Source organism: Leeuwenhoekiella sp. LLG6367-2.1 (assembly GCF_045055775.1).
GTDB lineage: Bacteria > Bacteroidota > Bacteroidia > Flavobacteriales > Flavobacteriaceae > Leeuwenhoekiella > Leeuwenhoekiella aequorea.
The window spans coordinates 1,473,699-1,488,705 of the sequence record NZ_CP159331.1; the positions used below are offsets into that span (position 1 = coordinate 1,473,699).

Annotated in this window: 16 protein-coding genes; 7 read left to right on the plus strand and 9 right to left on the minus strand. The window is 35.8% G+C overall.

Features of this window, described 5'->3' with window-relative positions; genetic code table 11:
• Positions 1–146 precede the first annotated feature (146 nt).
• Together rsmI and ABVM53_RS06710 are read right to left on the minus strand one after the other, a co-directional pair.
• Positions 147–824, minus strand: a complete 678-nt coding sequence (gene rsmI / locus ABVM53_RS06705) for a 16S rRNA (cytidine(1402)-2'-O)-methyltransferase (protein ID WP_405330636.1) — start codon at positions 822–824, stop codon at positions 147–149.
• 14 nt (positions 825–838) lie between these two features.
• Positions 839–1,717 carry a hypothetical protein gene (locus tag ABVM53_RS06710; RefSeq protein ID WP_405330638.1) on the minus strand — a complete coding sequence of 293 codons (879 nt, stop codon included), beginning with the start codon at positions 1,715–1,717 and terminating at the stop codon, positions 839–841.
• Positions 1,718–1,817: 100 nt separating this feature from the next.
• Here ABVM53_RS06710 and ABVM53_RS06715 point away from each other — a divergent pair, with 100 nt between their 5' ends.
• The 6 genes from ABVM53_RS06715 (at position 1,818) to ABVM53_RS06740 (ending at position 8,595) form a co-directional block, all read left to right on the plus strand.
• Positions 1,818–2,459, plus strand: a complete 642-nt coding sequence (locus tag ABVM53_RS06715; protein WP_371455532.1) for a thymidine kinase — start codon at positions 1,818–1,820, stop codon at positions 2,457–2,459.
• Complete coding sequence (alr, locus tag ABVM53_RS06720) at positions 2,460–3,563, plus strand: alanine racemase (protein ID WP_405330640.1); 1,104 nt, start codon at positions 2,460–2,462, stop codon at positions 3,561–3,563.
• A gap of 72 nt (positions 3,564–3,635) precedes the next feature.
• Entirely contained in the window at positions 3,636–4,058 is a 423-nt protein-coding gene (mscL, locus tag ABVM53_RS06725; protein WP_371455530.1) for a large conductance mechanosensitive channel protein MscL, read from the plus strand.
• Between the two features lie 293 nt (positions 4,059–4,351).
• Positions 4,352–5,341: an aspartate-semialdehyde dehydrogenase gene (locus ABVM53_RS06730; RefSeq protein WP_128756028.1), complete on the plus strand. Its 990-nt coding sequence runs from the start codon at positions 4,352–4,354 to the stop codon at positions 5,339–5,341.
• Positions 5,342–5,433: 92 nt separating this feature from the next.
• The gene (locus ABVM53_RS06735; protein ID WP_405330643.1) at positions 5,434–7,599 is read left to right on the plus strand and encodes a prolyl oligopeptidase family protein; all 2,166 of its coding nucleotides are present in this window, start codon (positions 5,434–5,436) and stop codon (positions 7,597–7,599) included.
• 69 nt (positions 7,600–7,668) lie between these two features.
• Positions 7,669–8,595: an ABC transporter ATP-binding protein gene (locus tag ABVM53_RS06740; protein WP_405330645.1), complete on the plus strand. Its 927-nt coding sequence runs from the start codon at positions 7,669–7,671 to the stop codon at positions 8,593–8,595.
• A 418-nt stretch (positions 8,596–9,013) separates the two neighbouring features.
• Here the strand turns inward: ABVM53_RS06740 and accC are convergent, their stop codons facing one another.
• The 6 genes from accC to pdxA form a co-directional block, all read right to left on the minus strand.
• On the minus strand, positions 9,014–10,366 hold the full coding sequence (gene accC / locus ABVM53_RS06745; protein WP_405330647.1) for an acetyl-CoA carboxylase biotin carboxylase subunit: 1,353 nt from the start codon (positions 10,364–10,366) through the stop codon (positions 9,014–9,016).
• A 72-nt stretch (positions 10,367–10,438) separates the two neighbouring features.
• Positions 10,439–10,924 carry an acetyl-CoA carboxylase biotin carboxyl carrier protein gene (accB, locus tag ABVM53_RS06750; protein ID WP_128756032.1) on the minus strand — a complete coding sequence of 162 codons (486 nt, stop codon included), beginning with the start codon at positions 10,922–10,924 and terminating at the stop codon, positions 10,439–10,441.
• A 27-nt stretch (positions 10,925–10,951) separates the two neighbouring features.
• Entirely contained in the window at positions 10,952–11,947 is a 996-nt protein-coding gene (locus ABVM53_RS06755; RefSeq protein ID WP_371455526.1) for a beta-ketoacyl-ACP synthase III, read from the minus strand.
• Positions 11,948–12,108: 161 nt separating this feature from the next.
• Positions 12,109–12,309 carry a 50S ribosomal protein L32 gene (gene rpmF / locus ABVM53_RS06760; RefSeq protein ID WP_128756034.1) on the minus strand — a complete coding sequence of 67 codons (201 nt, stop codon included), beginning with the start codon at positions 12,307–12,309 and terminating at the stop codon, positions 12,109–12,111.
• Between the two features lie 9 nt (positions 12,310–12,318).
• Entirely contained in the window at positions 12,319–12,873 is a 555-nt protein-coding gene (locus ABVM53_RS06765) for a DUF177 domain-containing protein (RefSeq protein WP_128756035.1), read from the minus strand.
• A gap of 102 nt (positions 12,874–12,975) precedes the next feature.
• On the minus strand, positions 12,976–14,046 hold the full coding sequence (gene pdxA, locus ABVM53_RS06770) for a 4-hydroxythreonine-4-phosphate dehydrogenase PdxA (RefSeq protein WP_405330651.1): 1,071 nt from the start codon (positions 14,044–14,046) through the stop codon (positions 12,976–12,978).
• 63 nt (positions 14,047–14,109) lie between these two features.
• Between pdxA and ABVM53_RS06775 the strand changes: the two genes are divergently transcribed.
• Positions 14,110–14,694 carry a riboflavin synthase gene (locus tag ABVM53_RS06775; protein ID WP_405330653.1) on the plus strand — a complete coding sequence of 195 codons (585 nt, stop codon included), beginning with the start codon at positions 14,110–14,112 and terminating at the stop codon, positions 14,692–14,694.
• Here the strand turns inward: ABVM53_RS06775 and ABVM53_RS06780 are convergent.
• Positions 14,681–14,914, minus strand: coding sequence for a hypothetical protein (locus tag ABVM53_RS06780; RefSeq protein WP_405330655.1), 234 nt, complete (start codon positions 14,912–14,914; stop codon positions 14,681–14,683). The genes ABVM53_RS06775 and ABVM53_RS06780 overlap by 14 nt on opposite strands.
• Between the last annotated feature and the right edge of the window lie 93 nt (positions 14,915–15,007).

Consider the following 15,007-nt stretch of genomic DNA (forward strand, 5'->3'; position numbering starts at 1 on the left):
CATAAAGATTGGCAAGGAAGTTACAAATTTGAGTGCATTACTTTACTAAATGTTAGATGTTTTTAAAGCCATGACGCTAATGAATATCCTCAATTTAGAATAGAAGTGCAATAAGTTGAGGGCGCTCATTAAAATTTAAATACTTACTAATCCTTTGGCTTTCCTGCGACTACTACGACAAGTTCGCCTTTAGGAGGCTTAGTCTCAAAGTGATTGAGAACCTCTTCAGCGGTACCACGGATTGTTTCTTCATGTAGTTTAGAGATTTCTCTGGAAACAGATACCTTCCGCGAAGCGCCAAAAAATTCTACTAGATGTGCCAAAGTCTTTAAAAGCTTATGCGGACTCTCATACAATATGATAGTACGCTCTTCTTCAGCTAAAATCTTAAAACGGGTCTGTCTTCCTTTTTTTACCGGTAAAAATCCTTCAAAAACAAATTTATCATTAGGCATACCGCTATTTACAAGAGCAGGCACAAATGCTGTAGCTCCTGGTAAACAATCTACCTCTATGCCCGCATCTACACAAGCCCGCGTTAATAAAAATCCGGGATCAGAAATTGCAGGCGTTCCTGCATCGCTTATAAGTGCTATGGTTTGACCACCTTGTATGCGTTCTACTATATTTTCTACCGTTTTGTGTTCATTATGCATATGATGCGAATGCATCTGAGTAGTGATTTCAAAATGTTTTAGCAGTTTCCCACTGGTACGCGTATCTTCAGCTAAAATAAGATCTGCCTCTTGCAGGACCTTAATTGCTCTAAAGGTCATATCATCAAGATTACCTATAGGAGTGGGAACTAAATAAAGTTTGGCCATAGTGCACTGCCTTTCTAATCAAATTTACGTCCTACTAATTCCATAAATCGGTTTTCATAAACCTCTTTACCTTCCCAAGAATTATAGTCTGGTTTGATCATCGTATTAATAAGGTTGAACGCTTCCTCTTTAGAACGCGCTGTATTAAGCTGAGATAGTACTCTATTATAATCTGAAGAATTACCGTTAAACAAATGTTTGATAAATGCAATTCTATCGTTAAGTCCAAAAGTTAGACCTCCCGTACCTCGATCATTAAGCTTTTTTGGTTTTGCTTCTTCTTTTATAGCCTCTTTCTCTTCAAATTCTGGGATACGACCATACTCTCCTATCTCATCACGATCATTTTTTACATACTTTGGCTCTTGTGTAATCTTCTGAAACATATCATCAATAGCATCAGCTTCAGAGGGCATTTGCGCAACAATATCTTTTATCTTTTCCATTACGGGCTCGTAAAGAGAAGCCTGATTAATTTTTTCTTCTTGTTGGTTTTCAGAAGATTTAGCATATTTTGAAGTCTCGTCGACCTCAGCTTTTCTTAAGCGTTCATAAACCTCTGTATTAGACGCTGCAATTCGCGCAATACGATCTACATCGGTCTCTTCTTTCTTAGACTCAAAATCAAATTGAGGAGCCTGTTGAATTTCCTGTACTTCCTGAATGCTTTCCTCCAGCACCGCTGTATCCTCCTGTTCAAGTGCTTCAATTATCTCACGCTTACCTATAGTTGGCTGCGCACCATCAAAATGGGACTCCACATAAGCCATTATTGATAATGCCTCATAAATCTTAAGCGCCTCAAGTTTTAATGTCTCGTAGTCGCTATTAGAATCCATTTTTAAAATCTTATGTGCCAGGCTAACCAAGTCAGATTTTAATTTCTTCTTCATAAGTTTTTTGTTTGCTCTGTTTATTGCTGGTCTTTTTAATAAATTTGCTCAGCCCTCAAAAAATAGCACTGTTGCCCTTTAAGAGGTTGAAAAGTACAAAATGTTTCTCGAAAATACTGTAAATCACAAGGAGCAATTTGGGTGGATAGAAGTCATCTGCGGCTCTATGTTTTCTGGTAAAACAGAAGAGCTAATTAGACGATTGAAGCGTGCCCAGTTTGCAAAACAGAAGGTTGAAATTTTCAAACCTGCTATAGATACGCGTTATGATGATGAGTTAGTGATTTCTCATGATGCTAATGAAATACGCTCTACCCCGGTGCCTGCTGCTGCAAATATTCCTATTCTCGCAGATAGTTGTGATGTAGTGGGTATAGATGAAGCACAATTTTTTGATGATGAGATTGTAAAGGTATGTAATGACCTTGCAAATCGGGGAATACGGGTAATTGTTGCGGGACTGGATATGGATTTTAAAGGAAATCCTTTTGGTCCTATGCCGGCATTAATGGCTACTGCAGAATATGTCACAAAAGTACACGCCGTTTGTACACGTACAGGAAATCTAGCACAATATAGTTACCGAAAAGCCTCTAGTGATGATCTAGTGCTCCTAGGTGAAACTGAAGAATATGAACCGCTAAGCAGAGGCGCTTATTACAAAGCGATGTTAAGGGAACGCCTTAAAACTATTGAGGTTAATGATCCTGAAGAACTCAAAAATAAAATCAAAAAAGAATAAATGCCACAAACTGTTCTAGAAGTAGACCTCAATGCTTTGAGTCATAATTATGATTATCTCAGAGATAAAGTAGCGCCTAATGTAATGATTCTTGCAGTTGTTAAGGCATATGCCTATGGAAGCGAATCTGTTGCTGTAGCAAAAAAATTAGAGGAGAAAGGTATAAATTATTTTGCCGTTGCTTATGCTTCTGAAGGTGTGGCATTACGAGAAGGAGGTATTAAGACTCCTATCCTTGTCTTGCACCCACAAATCGAAAACTTTGATACCATTATCTCGTATGATCTTGAGCCCAGTATGTATAGCATGCGTGTTCTAAAATCATTCATTGAAACTACAGAATCAAAGAATAAAAAACAGTACCCTATTCATATTAAATTTAATACTGGCTTAAATCGACTTGGTTTTAAAGATGTTAATGAAGATGAAATTCTTAAATACATTACCAAGACTAAAGCTATAAAGGTTAAATCGTTGTTCTCTCATTTAGTTGCTAGTGAAGATCCTAACGAAAAAACATTTACGCTTAGTCAGATTGAAACATTTGAAAAAAATGCTTCAAAAATGATTCAAGGTCTAGGATATTCACCACTACTGCATCAAAGTAACACATCTGCGATAATTAATTATCCACAAGCTCAGTTTGATATGGTACGCACGGGTATAGGTCTTTACGGCTATGGCAACACGCAGGAAGAAGATCTAAAATTAAAACCGGTGGCTACCCTAAAAACGGTTATCTCGCAAATTCACGAAATTTCTATTGGTGAAACTGTAGGATATAATCGAGCTCATACGGCTGCAAAAAAAGAACGTACTGCAACTCTACCTATTGGTCACGCAGATGGCATTTCAAGAGCTTATGGCAAGGGCAAAGGATATGTAATGATAAATGGTAAAAAGGCTCCTATAATTGGCAATGTTTGTATGGATATGATAATGGTGAATGTAACCAAAATCGATTGTGAAGAAGGTGATGAAGTAATTGTATTTGGCAAAGAGGCATCTGCAGTTGCACTTTCAGCACGTATTAAAAGTATTCCTTATGAATTAATAACATCCATTTCTCAACGCGTACCGCGCCGTGTAATTGGGTTAGACTAGTGAAAGTTGGGTTTTCAATTCTAATTTTCCCTATATTAGCACTAGTTTGACATTAACCTAATCAAAATCAAGATGGCATTTTTAAAAGATTTTAAAGCCTTTTTAATGAAAGGTGACATTGTAGCTCTTGCTACAGCAGTAATCATTGGTGGAGCATTTAATAAAATTGTTGGCTCATTAGTAAAAGACGTTATTATGCCCGTAATAGGTGTAATTATGGGCGGTAAGAATGTTAATAACCTGTTCTTTTCTCTCGATGGCGGTGAATATGAAACCGTTGAAGCCGCAGTTGAGGCTGGGGGAGCAATTTTAACTTATGGTAATTTTTTACAAGCAATCATAGACTTTATCATTGTCGGCTTTGTAATCTTCTGGCTGTTAAAAGGCTATGAAAAAACTAAGAAGAAAGAGGAAGCTGCCGCTCCTGCTGCTCCAAAAGGACCATCACAGGAGGAGTTACTAATTGAAATACGAGACGAATTAAGAAAAAAATAATTCGTCTATAAAAATAAATGTACATAAGTACAGACCGCTGCACTGCAGATTTATTTTTAACTAAACCCTCGGTAAACACCGGGGGTTCTTTTTTGTTATATAATATACATAATGTGTATAATTTATATAAAATGTCACTTTTTAAACAAATGTGTTCATTTTATATTAGATTGACGACTTTGATAAAAGTTGTTGTTATTTTTGACAATTAAAGTAGTACACAAATTGTAATTGTTTGTATTTAATCAACATCTCCTTAAATATGGAGATTAAGAATAGTTAAGATAAAAGATATGAAAGTAGCTGTTGTAGGTGCCACCGGAATGGTAGGCCAAGTAATGTTACAAGTTTTAGCAGAACGTAATTTTCCAATAACTGAATTAATACCGGTAGCCAGTGAGCGCTCTGTAGGAAAAACAGTTTCCTATAAAGGTAAAGAGTATACAATTAGCTCTATGGAAGATGCTATAGCTGCTCGCCCGGAAATTGCAATTTTCTCTGCAGGTGGAGATACCTCTCTTAAATTTGCTCCTAAATTTGCCGAAGTAGGTACGACAGTCGTAGACAACTCATCTGCATGGAGAATGGACCCTGATAAAAAACTAATTGTTCCAGAAATCAATGCTTCAGAATTAACTGCTCAAGACAAAATTATAGCAAATCCTAATTGCTCTACTATACAAATGGTATTGTCATTAGCGCCACTTCATAAAAAATACAAAGTAAAGCGTCTTGTAATTTCAACTTATCAATCTATTACTGGTACTGGCGTAAAAGCAGTTCAGCAATTAGAGAATGAATATAATGATGAGAAGGGAGAAATGGCTTATAACTATCCTATACATCGCAATGCTATTCCTGCTTGTGACGTTTTCACAGAAAATGGATATACTAAGGAAGAGATGAAACTTGTTAACGAGACTCAGAAGATCTTAGGAGATCGTAGTATCGCAGTTACGGCAACTGCAGTGCGTATCCCTGTAGTAGGCGGACACTCTGAAGCTATTAACGTTCAGTTTGAGAATGAATTCGATTTAGCTGACGTTCGTAAACTTTTACAAGCACAAGATGGTGTTACAGTTCAGGATAATCCGGATACAAATACATATCCTATGCCTATTTATGCTCACGGTAAAGATGATGTGTTTGTAGGTCGCATACGACGTGATTTCTCTCAAGAAAATACATTGAATATGTGGGTTGTCGCAGATAATTTACGCAAAGGGGCAGCGACTAATGCTGTTCAGATTGCAGAGTATTTATCTGCACAAGGATTACTGTAGTCCAATCTCTTAACAAATAGTTAAAACCTCCTAATCACCGAGATTAGGAGGTTTTTTTATAGGTATATTTGAAAGACTTCAATATCTCTCAAATGAAAAAATTAGCATATTTAGGCGCTATAGCTCTACTTATAAGTGCTTGTGAAACAAAAAAAGAAAAATCATCAGATATGGCAGTGACCTATCCTACCACAAAAAAAGTTGATACCGTAGACACCTATTTTGGTACAGAAGTTCCTGATCCGTATCGCTGGTTAGAAGATGATAGAAGCCCAGAAACAGAAACTTGGGTAAAATCAGAAAATGAAGCTACTTATGGATATTTGAATAAAATTCCGTTTAAAGAAGAGATTAAAAAGAAACTCGAGAATATCTGGAATTATGAAAAAATAGGCGCTCCTTTCAAAGAAGGAGATTACACCTACTTCTATAAAAACAACGGTTTACAAAATCAGTATGTTATTTATCGATATAAAAATGATGCTGACCCTAGTTCTGCCGAGGTCTTTTTAGATCCCAATAAATTTTCTGAGGATGGGACAGTTTCACTTGGAGGATTGAGTTTTACAAAAGACGGAAAACTTGCGGCATATAGTATTTCTGAAGGCGGAAGCGACTGGCGCAAAGTTTTAGTAATGGATGCTGAAACTAAAAAAATAACAGAAGACACACTAGTAGATATCAAGTTTAGCGGTATCTCCTGGAAAGGTAATGAAGGTTTTTATTACTCTAGTTACGATAAACCAAAGGGAAGCGAACTTTCAGCAAAAACAGATCAACATAAAGTTTATTATCATAAACTTAATTCAGCACAAAAAGAAGATCAATTAATTTTTGGAGGTTCAACTACTCAAAAACATCGTTATATTGGTGCAGGAACAACAGAAGATAATAAATATCTTATCATCAGTGCTAGTAACGCAACTTCGGGTAACAAATTATTTATTAAAGATCTTTCAAAACCAAATAGTGAATTTGTTACAATACTTGATAGCGATGATACCAATACGTCAATAATAGAAAATGTAGGTTCAAAATTATTTTTAGTAACAGATAAGGATGCTCCAAATCAAAAAATTGTTACAGTCGACGCTGCAAATCCAACTCCGGATAATTGGGTAGATTTAATTCCTGAAACAAAACATGTACTCTCTCCATCTACAGCAGGCGGCTACTTTTTTGCTGAATATATGGTAGATGCTGTTTCACAAGTCAAACAGTACGATTACGAAGGGAATCTTGTGCGGGAACTAGAACTTCCAGGTATTGGGTCGGCAAGTGGTTTTGGTGCTAAGAAAGATGAAAAAGAATTGTATTACAGCTTTACAAATTATACAACTCCAGGAAGTATTTACAAATTATCTATTTCAAATGGTAAATCAGAACTTTTCAGAAAGCCAGATATCAAATTTAATCCGGATAATTATGAAAGTAAACAAGTATTCTATTCTTCAAAGGATGGGACGAAAGTTCCAATGATCATAACCTATAAAAAAGGAATAAAATTAGATGGTAAAAATCCTACTATCCTGTATGCATATGGCGGGTTTAATATATCACTTACCCCTTCTTTTAGCATCACTAATGCAATATGGATGGAAATGGGTGGTGTCTATGCAGTTCCTAATCTTCGCGGAGGTGGCGAGTACGGAAAGGAATGGCACGATGGAGGTATAAAAATGAAAAAGCAGAATGTATTTGATGACTTTATTGCTGCTGCAGAATATTTAATCTCAAACAACTATACCTCAAGCGATTTCCTGGCAATACGTGGTGGTTCTAATGGCGGTTTGCTAGTGGGAGCAACAATGACTCAACGACCAGACTTAATGAAAGTAGCTTTGCCTGCAGTAGGCGTAATGGATATGTTACGCTATCACACATTTACAGCCGGCGCAGGCTGGGCGTATGATTATGGTACTTCTGATGACAGTAAAGAAATGTTTGAATACATTAAAGGGTACTCTCCTGTTCACAATGTGAAAGCAGGTACAAAATATCCTGCAACCTTAGTAACAACCGGTGATCACGATGATCGCGTAGTCCCTGCTCATAGCTTTAAATTTGCCGCAGAATTACAAGAAAAACAAGCTGGTAGCGCTCCTGTTCTAATACGTATAGAAACAGATGCAGGTCACGGCGCTGGCACTCCTGTAAGCAAACAAATAGAACAAACTGCAGATATATTTGCATTTACTCTTTACAATATGGGTTTTGATGTGCTTCCTGAAAAAACCAGAGAAAAAGTAAAAGGATAAAATAACAAGTAATAATCTTATCAGACCTCATCTTTTTTGTAAATCGATGAGGTCTTCTTATATTAATATATGCTTAGAGTTAACATACATAGTTTCGCTTATGCTGAAGAGCCTGTTTTAAAAAACATAAATTTTGAAGTTGAGAAAGGGCTTCATATTTCAATATTAGGCGAGAGTGGTTGCGGTAAGAGTACGCTACTTAAAGCAATATATGGTTTGCTTCAGGTTACTAACGGAACGATATTTTGGGAGGATAAAAAATTACTAGGCCCCGATTTTAATCTTGTTCCCGGCGAACCATTTATTAAATACCTCGCTCAGGATTTTGATTTAATGCCATTTATTTCTGTAGCCGAAAATATAGGTAAGCACCTTTCCAGGCGATTTATGCAACAACGACAAGAACGCATAGACGAACTTCTTGAAGTAGTAGATATGACAGATTATGCAAACACTCACGTAAAGTTATTAAGTGGCGGGCAGAAACAACGTGTTGCATTAGCTCGTGCTATTGCAAAAGAGCCAGAGTTATTATTGCTTGACGAGCCCTTTAGCCACATTGATAATTTTAGAAGAAATGCCTTACGACGGAATTTATATGCATATTTAAAAAAAGAAGATATAACATGTATAACCGCAACACACGACAGCGAAGAAGCATTATCATTTTCTGATGAGATTAAAATGATGCGAAACGGTACATTTATACAATCTGCATCGCCTGAAGATTTATATACTAACCCAAAAAACAACTATGTAGCTTCGTTTTTTGGAGATATAAGCAGGCTAACTATAGCGGGTAAGGAGGCAATCCTAATGCCCCACCAACTTGAACTTTCTGAAACGAAAACACCAATAATTGCAAGCGTTTTAAAAAGCTTTTATAAAGGGAGTTATTACCTGGTTGAAGCTTTATATGAAAATAAAAAGATCTATTTAAATTCTTCACATTCATTAAAACCTGAAACTACTATTTATTTGAATATTAATAAGTAATATTCAAGTAGCTTAAAGTTCATTTTTAGAAAAAACACCACAACCTCTCTCCCATCTTCGCCTATGGGAATTATTGCTATTGAGACTTCTTTTACTAGCAATAAAGTGATTTGTACAACTTCTATAGTTATGTTCTACAAATAAGATAACAGTTAGTGTTTAGACGTGATTTAAGCGGCTCCAATCCTTCAGTTGTAGTTTTTAAACAAATGGTACACTAAATGTTTATTAAGTTGTTAGAGACTTAAAAATGGATCTTTGTTCTTGACGCAGATTTATGTTGATAGAGCTCTACTGCTTTAAGCCAAAAGCGAGCATCAAAGTCTAGTTGTGGTGTGTTAATTTTCAGAAAAACCAAAATAAAAAACCCCGAACACATAATGTTCAGGGCTTTTAAATATAACTAAGATATATTTTACTATTCTTCTTCTGGTGCATTCATTACAAAATCGTTCATGAAGGCTGTTGTATAATTACCTTCAAGATAACGAGGATCATCCATCAATTGGCGGTGAAAAGGAATTGTGGTTTTTATACCTTCAATTACAAATTCATCTAATGCACGCTTCATCTTATTAATTGCCTCTTCTCGTGTTTGAGCAGTAGTAATTAATTTAGCGATCATCGAGTCATAATTAGGAACGATCGAGTAGCCGCTATAAACGTGCGTATCTATACGAACACCGTGACCTCCTGGCGCATGAAGATTTGTGATTTTTCCTGGAGATGGTCTAAAATTATTATAAGGATCTTCTGCATTAATACGACATTCAATTGAATGCAGTTGGGGTATGTAATTTTTACCTGAAATAGGCACACCCGCTGCAACAAGTATTTGCTCGCGTATTAAATCGTAGTCCACTACTTGTTCTGTTATAGGATGCTCCACCTGAATACGGGTATTCATCTCCATAAAGTAGAAGTTACGATGTTTATCTACTAAAAATTCAACAGTACCGGCTCCTTCGTATTTAATAAATTCTGCTGCACGTACTGCTGCTTCACCCATTTTTTCACGAAGTTCGTCTGTCATAAATGGTGACGGAGTTTCTTCAGTAAGTTTCTGATGACGACGTTGTATAGAACAGTCACGCTCTGATAAATGACACGCTTTACCATTACTATCTCCCACAACTTGAATCTCGATATGGCGCGGCTCTTCGATAAGCTTTTCCATATACATACCATCATTACCAAATGATGCTGAAGCTTCTTGACGTGCAGAATCCCAGGCTTTGCGTAACTCTTCTTTTTTCCAAACTGCACGCATACCTTTACCACCACCACCTGCAGTAGCTTTAAGCATAACAGGATATCCTGTTTCTTTTGCTATACGTTCACAGTCTTCAAAATCTTTAATAATACCATCACTTCCTGGAACACAAGGTACACCAGCAGCTTTCATAGTCGCTTTTGCGGTTGCCTTATCTCCCATTTTTGCAATCATATCTGGAGAAGCACCAATAAATTTAATATCGTGCTCTTCACAAATTTTTGAGAAACGTGCATTTTCAGATAAAAACCCATAACCTGGGTGAATAGCATCTGCATTTGTGATTTCTGCAGCTGCCATAATATTTGAAATTTTCAAATAAGATTCACTACTAGCCGGTGGGCCAATACAAACTGCCTCATCAGCAAAGCGCACGTGTAAACTTTCAGCATCTGCTGTAGAGTAAACTGCTACAGTTTTAATGCCCATTTCTTTACAGGTTCTAATTACCCGTAGGGCAATTTCTCCTCTGTTTGCTATTAATATTTTTTTAAACATATCTGTTTTGCATTAAAATTTAAAGAATGAGATCTTTAATTGAATTATTTGATCTTAAGTTCTTCTTTAAATTTAAGAAGGGTCAACCAAGAATAGAGGTTGATCAAATTCTACTGGAGAAGCATCGTCAACTAGTACTTTAACTATTTTACCGCTTACTTCACTTTCGATCTCATTAAATAATTTCATCGCTTCGATAACACATAAAACGTCACCTACTTTAATGTCTGCTCCTACTTCAACAAATGTAGGTTTGTCTGGTGCAGGTTTGCGGTAAAATGTACCAATGATTGGAGACTTTACAGTGATATACTTATCACTTACGTCTGCTTTAGGCTTCTCTGCTTCTTGAACCGGTACCTGAGCAACTGGCTGTTGCATGGTAGGTTGTTGCATTGTATTACCCATCATAGGTACTTGCTGTAGAATCGTAGTTTCCCCTTTTCCCTCTTCACCAGTTCTAATGGTGATTTTAAAATCATCCATCTCAAGCTTTACTTCGCTTGCACCTGATTTAGCTACAAACTTGATAAGATTCTGAATTTCTTTTAAATCCATAATTGATAACGTTAGTTAGATTATATATTAAGCGTTGTAAGCCCATTTAAGATAAATAGACCCCCAAGTAAATCCGCCTCCAAAAGCGGCAAATATTAAATTATCACCTTTTTTAAACTTACTTTCAAAATCGTTAAGTAATAAAGGTAGTGTTGCAGATGTAGTATTACCATAATGCTGAATATTCATAAGCACTTTACTATCGTCAAGTTGCATACGTCTTGCTGTAGCATCAATAATACGTTTGTTAGCCTGGTGTGCTACCAGCCAACTTACATCATCATTTGTAAGATTGTTACGTTTCATTATGAGCTCGCTTACATCTGCCATGTTAGATACGGCAAATTTAAAAACGGTTTTGCCATCTTGATATACGTAATGCTGCTTGTTTGCTATTGTTTCTGCAGATGGAGGTAGAAGTGAACCACCTGCTTCAATTTTTAAAAAGTTGCGGCCTATACCATCAGAACGTAGATATTCATCTTGTAAGCCCAACCCTTCTTCATTAGGTTCAAATAGTGCTGCTCCAGCACCATCCCCAAAAATTATACATGTCGTACGATCTGTATAATCTATAATTGAAGACATCTTATCTGCTCCAATTAAAAGTACTTTTTTATATTTTCCTGAAGCTATGTAAGCAGATGCCGTAGACATACCATATAGAAAGCTTGAGCAAGCAGCTTGTAGGTCGTAAGAAAATGCATTTACTGCTCCTATAGTTGTAGCTACATAAGCAGCTGTAGAAGCTACAGGTAAATCTGGCGTAGCAGTCGCTACAATTACCATATCGATCTCAGAAGGATCTAAGTTGCTTTTTGAAATTAAGTTTTGCGCTGCTTGTATAGCTAAATAAGAAGTTCCTTTATCTGGATCTTTTAAAATTCGACGCTCTTTAATTCCTGTTCTGGAAGTGATCCAATCATCGTTGGTCTCAACCATTGTTTCCAAAATTTCATTGGTAAGCACATATTCTGGCACATAGGCGCCAACAGCTGTTATGGCAGCAGTGATTTTACTCATATAAATCTGGTTTCTGCGAAAATTTGTCTATTTCGCTTAAAAATGGAAGGAAAAGTACTAAAATTCAAACAAACTGGCTCGAAAATTAACTTTTTTTGCCCATCCTGAAAAATAAAAAAAACTCCCAATAATGGGAGTTTTACTATAAGTATATGCTTTAATTAAGCAGCTTCTTCATTAGAAGTAGCATCAATTACAACCTGCCCTCTGTAATAGAGTTTACCTTCATGCCAGTGTGCACGGTGATAAAGGTGTGCCTCGCCAGTAGTAGCGTCTACACCTATTTTTGGCATTGCAGCTTTGTAATGTGTTCTTCTCTTATCTCTTCTAGTTTTCGAGATTTTTCTTTTAGGATGTGCCATTACCGTTTATTATTTATTATCTGTTAAAAAATCTTTTAATTTATCCCAACGGGGATCAATTTCTTTTTGTTCAGGAGCATTGTCTTCCTGTTCTTCTTTATTCTTAATACTCAATTCTTCGAGCTTATCCAGTATGTCTGACTCTAAAGTTCCATCTTCAACTCCAGGATGAATTCTTTTTGCAGGCATAGCTAAAACTATTAGCTCATATATATAGTGTGCAATATTTACTTCATATTCACCATAAGGAAGAATTAAAATATCTTCAACCTCATCATTATAATCCTGACCAAATTTAACCACTAATTTATAAGAGGCGTCAATAGGTTGATCATAAGGTTCATTTGTAATATCACAATCGACATTTACACTTCCTGTAGCATCAAAATAAAACTCCATCAAAGTGGACATCTTATTTAATACTACTTTCAATTCTATATTAATAGAATTGAAATCATCATATTCAAAATGCTTAAAGAACGTGTCGTCTATAGTGTATTCAAAATCGTGTTCTCCTTGTTTTAAACCAACAAATGGAATTGTATACGTTTTCAAATGCTTCATTACCTTTCTCTTTCCTAAATAATCTTTCCGCAAAAGGCGGGTGCAAAGATATAAATTTTTATTTAGCTGTTAATTAAGTGTGGATAAATTTTTTAAAAAGGTTTAATTCCCACGTGATCGACCCGAATATTGTTTTTTACGCGGTTGTTTTTGCAAAACATTTGCTGTTAATTCAGCATATTCTGCACGCTTTTTAAAAATCTCTAATGCGGTGTATACCGCCTCTTTAAAAGAACTATTACTTGCTATGCCTTTTCCTGCAATTTCAAATGCTGTCCCATGGTCTGGAGATGTTCGCACTTTATTAAGTCCGGCAGTATAATTTACTCCTTTCCCAAATGATAAAGTTTTAAACGGAATTAATCCTTGATCATGATATGCAGCTATTATTGCATCAAAGTTTTTATAGTTTCCGCTACCAAAAAAACTATCTGCAGCATATGGTCCATAAGTTAAGTGACCTTTTTCTCTTAATTGTGCTAATGTGGGAATTAATGTAATATCATCTTCATCGCCAATCACACCATTATCTCCCACATGCGGATTAATCCCTAAGAAAGCTATTTTAGGTTTACTGATCCCAAAATCCTGAATCAACGAATTTTGTATAGTATTAAATTTTTGAGTTATGAGTTTAGCATCAATCTTATCTGATACATTACGTACCGCGACATGATCTGTTAACAAACCTACTTTTAATTTTTCGGTAGTCATAAACATTAAGCTATCGCCCTCCAACTCCTGATTTAAAAAGTCTGTATGTCCTGGAAAATTAAAATCTTCAGATTGAATTGTTGCTTTATGTATAGGAGCGGTAACTAGGACATCTATTTTATTGCTCTTTAATGCCTCTACAGCTGCTTTTAAGGATTTTATTGCATAGGAACCGCCGGTACTCGATTCCTCACCAAACTTTATTTGTGGATTATCTTGCCAAACATTTACAACATTTAGCTTACCCTCTATAACAGCATCTAGCGATTTTACTCCCTGGAAATTAATGTCAAGGTTAAAGTGTTTAAGTAGAAAAGTAATTGTTTTAGCCGAAGCAAAAATGATTGGAGTACAAAACTCCAGCATTCGGGCATCTTCAAAAGTTTTTAATATGATTTCCCCTCCTATACCATTAAGGTCACCTATACTGATTCCTAATTTTATATTTTGTTCTTTCATGCTAAACCCCTTTGGCTTTCTTTTGTAAATTGAAATGTAAAAGTACTCAATTAAAACGCAATCATGTTTACAGGTATTATTGAAGATTTAGGCAAAATTGAAAAATTAGAAAGAGAAGGTGATAATCTACATATTACTGTTACAAGTTCGCTTTCTCCAGAATTAAAAATAGACCAGAGCGTTGCACATAATGGAGTATGTCTAACAGTCGTGCAATTAAATAATTCAAATTATACGGTTACAGCTATTGAAGAAACCTTGTCTAAAACAAATTTAGGAACTCTACACGAAGGTGATGTTGTCAATCTGGAGCGCGCTATGATTTTAGGAACCCGTTTAGATGGTCATATCGTACAAGGTCATGTGGATCAAACTGCTATCTGTAAAGAAGTAATTTCTAAAGATGGAAGTTGGATTTTCACTTTTGAATATGATAGCAAGCTAAATAACGTAACAATAGAAAAAGGTTCAATAACTGTAAATGGTGTAAGTCTTACCGTGGTAAACTCAAAACCTACCGAGTTTAGTGTAGCAATTATACCGTATACTTATGAGCACACTACATTCAAAAATTTTAAAAAAGGTACCGTTGTAAATTTAGAATTTGACGTAATCGGAAAATATGTAAAGCGCCTTATGTCGTTGTAGATTTGCTACGCTCTTTAATAATCAAATATCCAATACCAATTATAAGAGCTACAACCACAAAATGAGGGATATAATCATCTATTGGGAGCGGTAATCCTACAGGAGGGGCATCTGCCATTCGGGTATTAGGAGTAGGTGGATATTTTTCATTAGCACAAACACCTAAGCTATATCCCCAGAACATTACGTTTATAAAAAATATGTAAAGCTTTTTATTCATATTGAAGTAGGGAATAATCTTCTTTGGGTTATCTAATTTTTAAAATATTCATTAGACGTCTTTTTTGTGCATTTAATCGTAAAATTATAAAAA

What these genes read in the sequence shown, in the direction of transcription:
- rsmI (WP_405330636.1), bottom strand. Translation starts at nt 824, where the DNA reads ATGGCCAAACTTTATTTAGTTCCCACTCCTATAGGTAATCTTGATGAT.
- ABVM53_RS06710 (WP_405330638.1), bottom strand. Translation starts at nt 1,717, where the DNA reads ATGAAGAAGAAATTAAAATCTGACTTGGTTAGCCTGGCACATAAGATT.
- ABVM53_RS06715 (WP_371455532.1), top strand. Translation starts at nt 1,818, where the DNA reads ATGTTTCTCGAAAATACTGTAAATCACAAGGAGCAATTTGGGTGGATA.
- alr (WP_405330640.1), top strand. Translation starts at nt 2,460, where the DNA reads ATGCCACAAACTGTTCTAGAAGTAGACCTCAATGCTTTGAGTCATAAT.
- mscL (WP_371455530.1), top strand. Translation starts at nt 3,636, where the DNA reads ATGGCATTTTTAAAAGATTTTAAAGCCTTTTTAATGAAAGGTGACATT.
- ABVM53_RS06730 (WP_128756028.1), top strand. Translation starts at nt 4,352, where the DNA reads ATGAAAGTAGCTGTTGTAGGTGCCACCGGAATGGTAGGCCAAGTAATG.
- ABVM53_RS06735 (WP_405330643.1), top strand. Translation starts at nt 5,434, where the DNA reads ATGAAAAAATTAGCATATTTAGGCGCTATAGCTCTACTTATAAGTGCT.
- ABVM53_RS06740 (WP_405330645.1), top strand. Translation starts at nt 7,669, where the DNA reads ATGCTTAGAGTTAACATACATAGTTTCGCTTATGCTGAAGAGCCTGTT.
- accC (WP_405330647.1), bottom strand. Translation starts at nt 10,366, where the DNA reads ATGTTTAAAAAAATATTAATAGCAAACAGAGGAGAAATTGCCCTACGG.
- accB (WP_128756032.1), bottom strand. Translation starts at nt 10,924, where the DNA reads ATGGATTTAAAAGAAATTCAGAATCTTATCAAGTTTGTAGCTAAATCA.
- ABVM53_RS06755 (WP_371455526.1), bottom strand. Translation starts at nt 11,947, where the DNA reads ATGAGTAAAATCACTGCTGCCATAACAGCTGTTGGCGCCTATGTGCCA.
- rpmF (WP_128756034.1), bottom strand. Translation starts at nt 12,309, where the DNA reads ATGGCACATCCTAAAAGAAAAATCTCGAAAACTAGAAGAGATAAGAGA.
- ABVM53_RS06765 (WP_128756035.1), bottom strand. Translation starts at nt 12,873, where the DNA reads ATGAAGCATTTGAAAACGTATACAATTCCATTTGTTGGTTTAAAACAA.
- pdxA (WP_405330651.1), bottom strand. Translation starts at nt 14,046, where the DNA reads ATGAAAGAACAAAATATAAAATTAGGAATCAGTATAGGTGACCTTAAT.
- ABVM53_RS06775 (WP_405330653.1), top strand. Translation starts at nt 14,110, where the DNA reads ATGTTTACAGGTATTATTGAAGATTTAGGCAAAATTGAAAAATTAGAA.
- ABVM53_RS06780 (WP_405330655.1), bottom strand. Translation starts at nt 14,914, where the DNA reads ATGAATAAAAAGCTTTACATATTTTTTATAAACGTAATGTTCTGGGGA.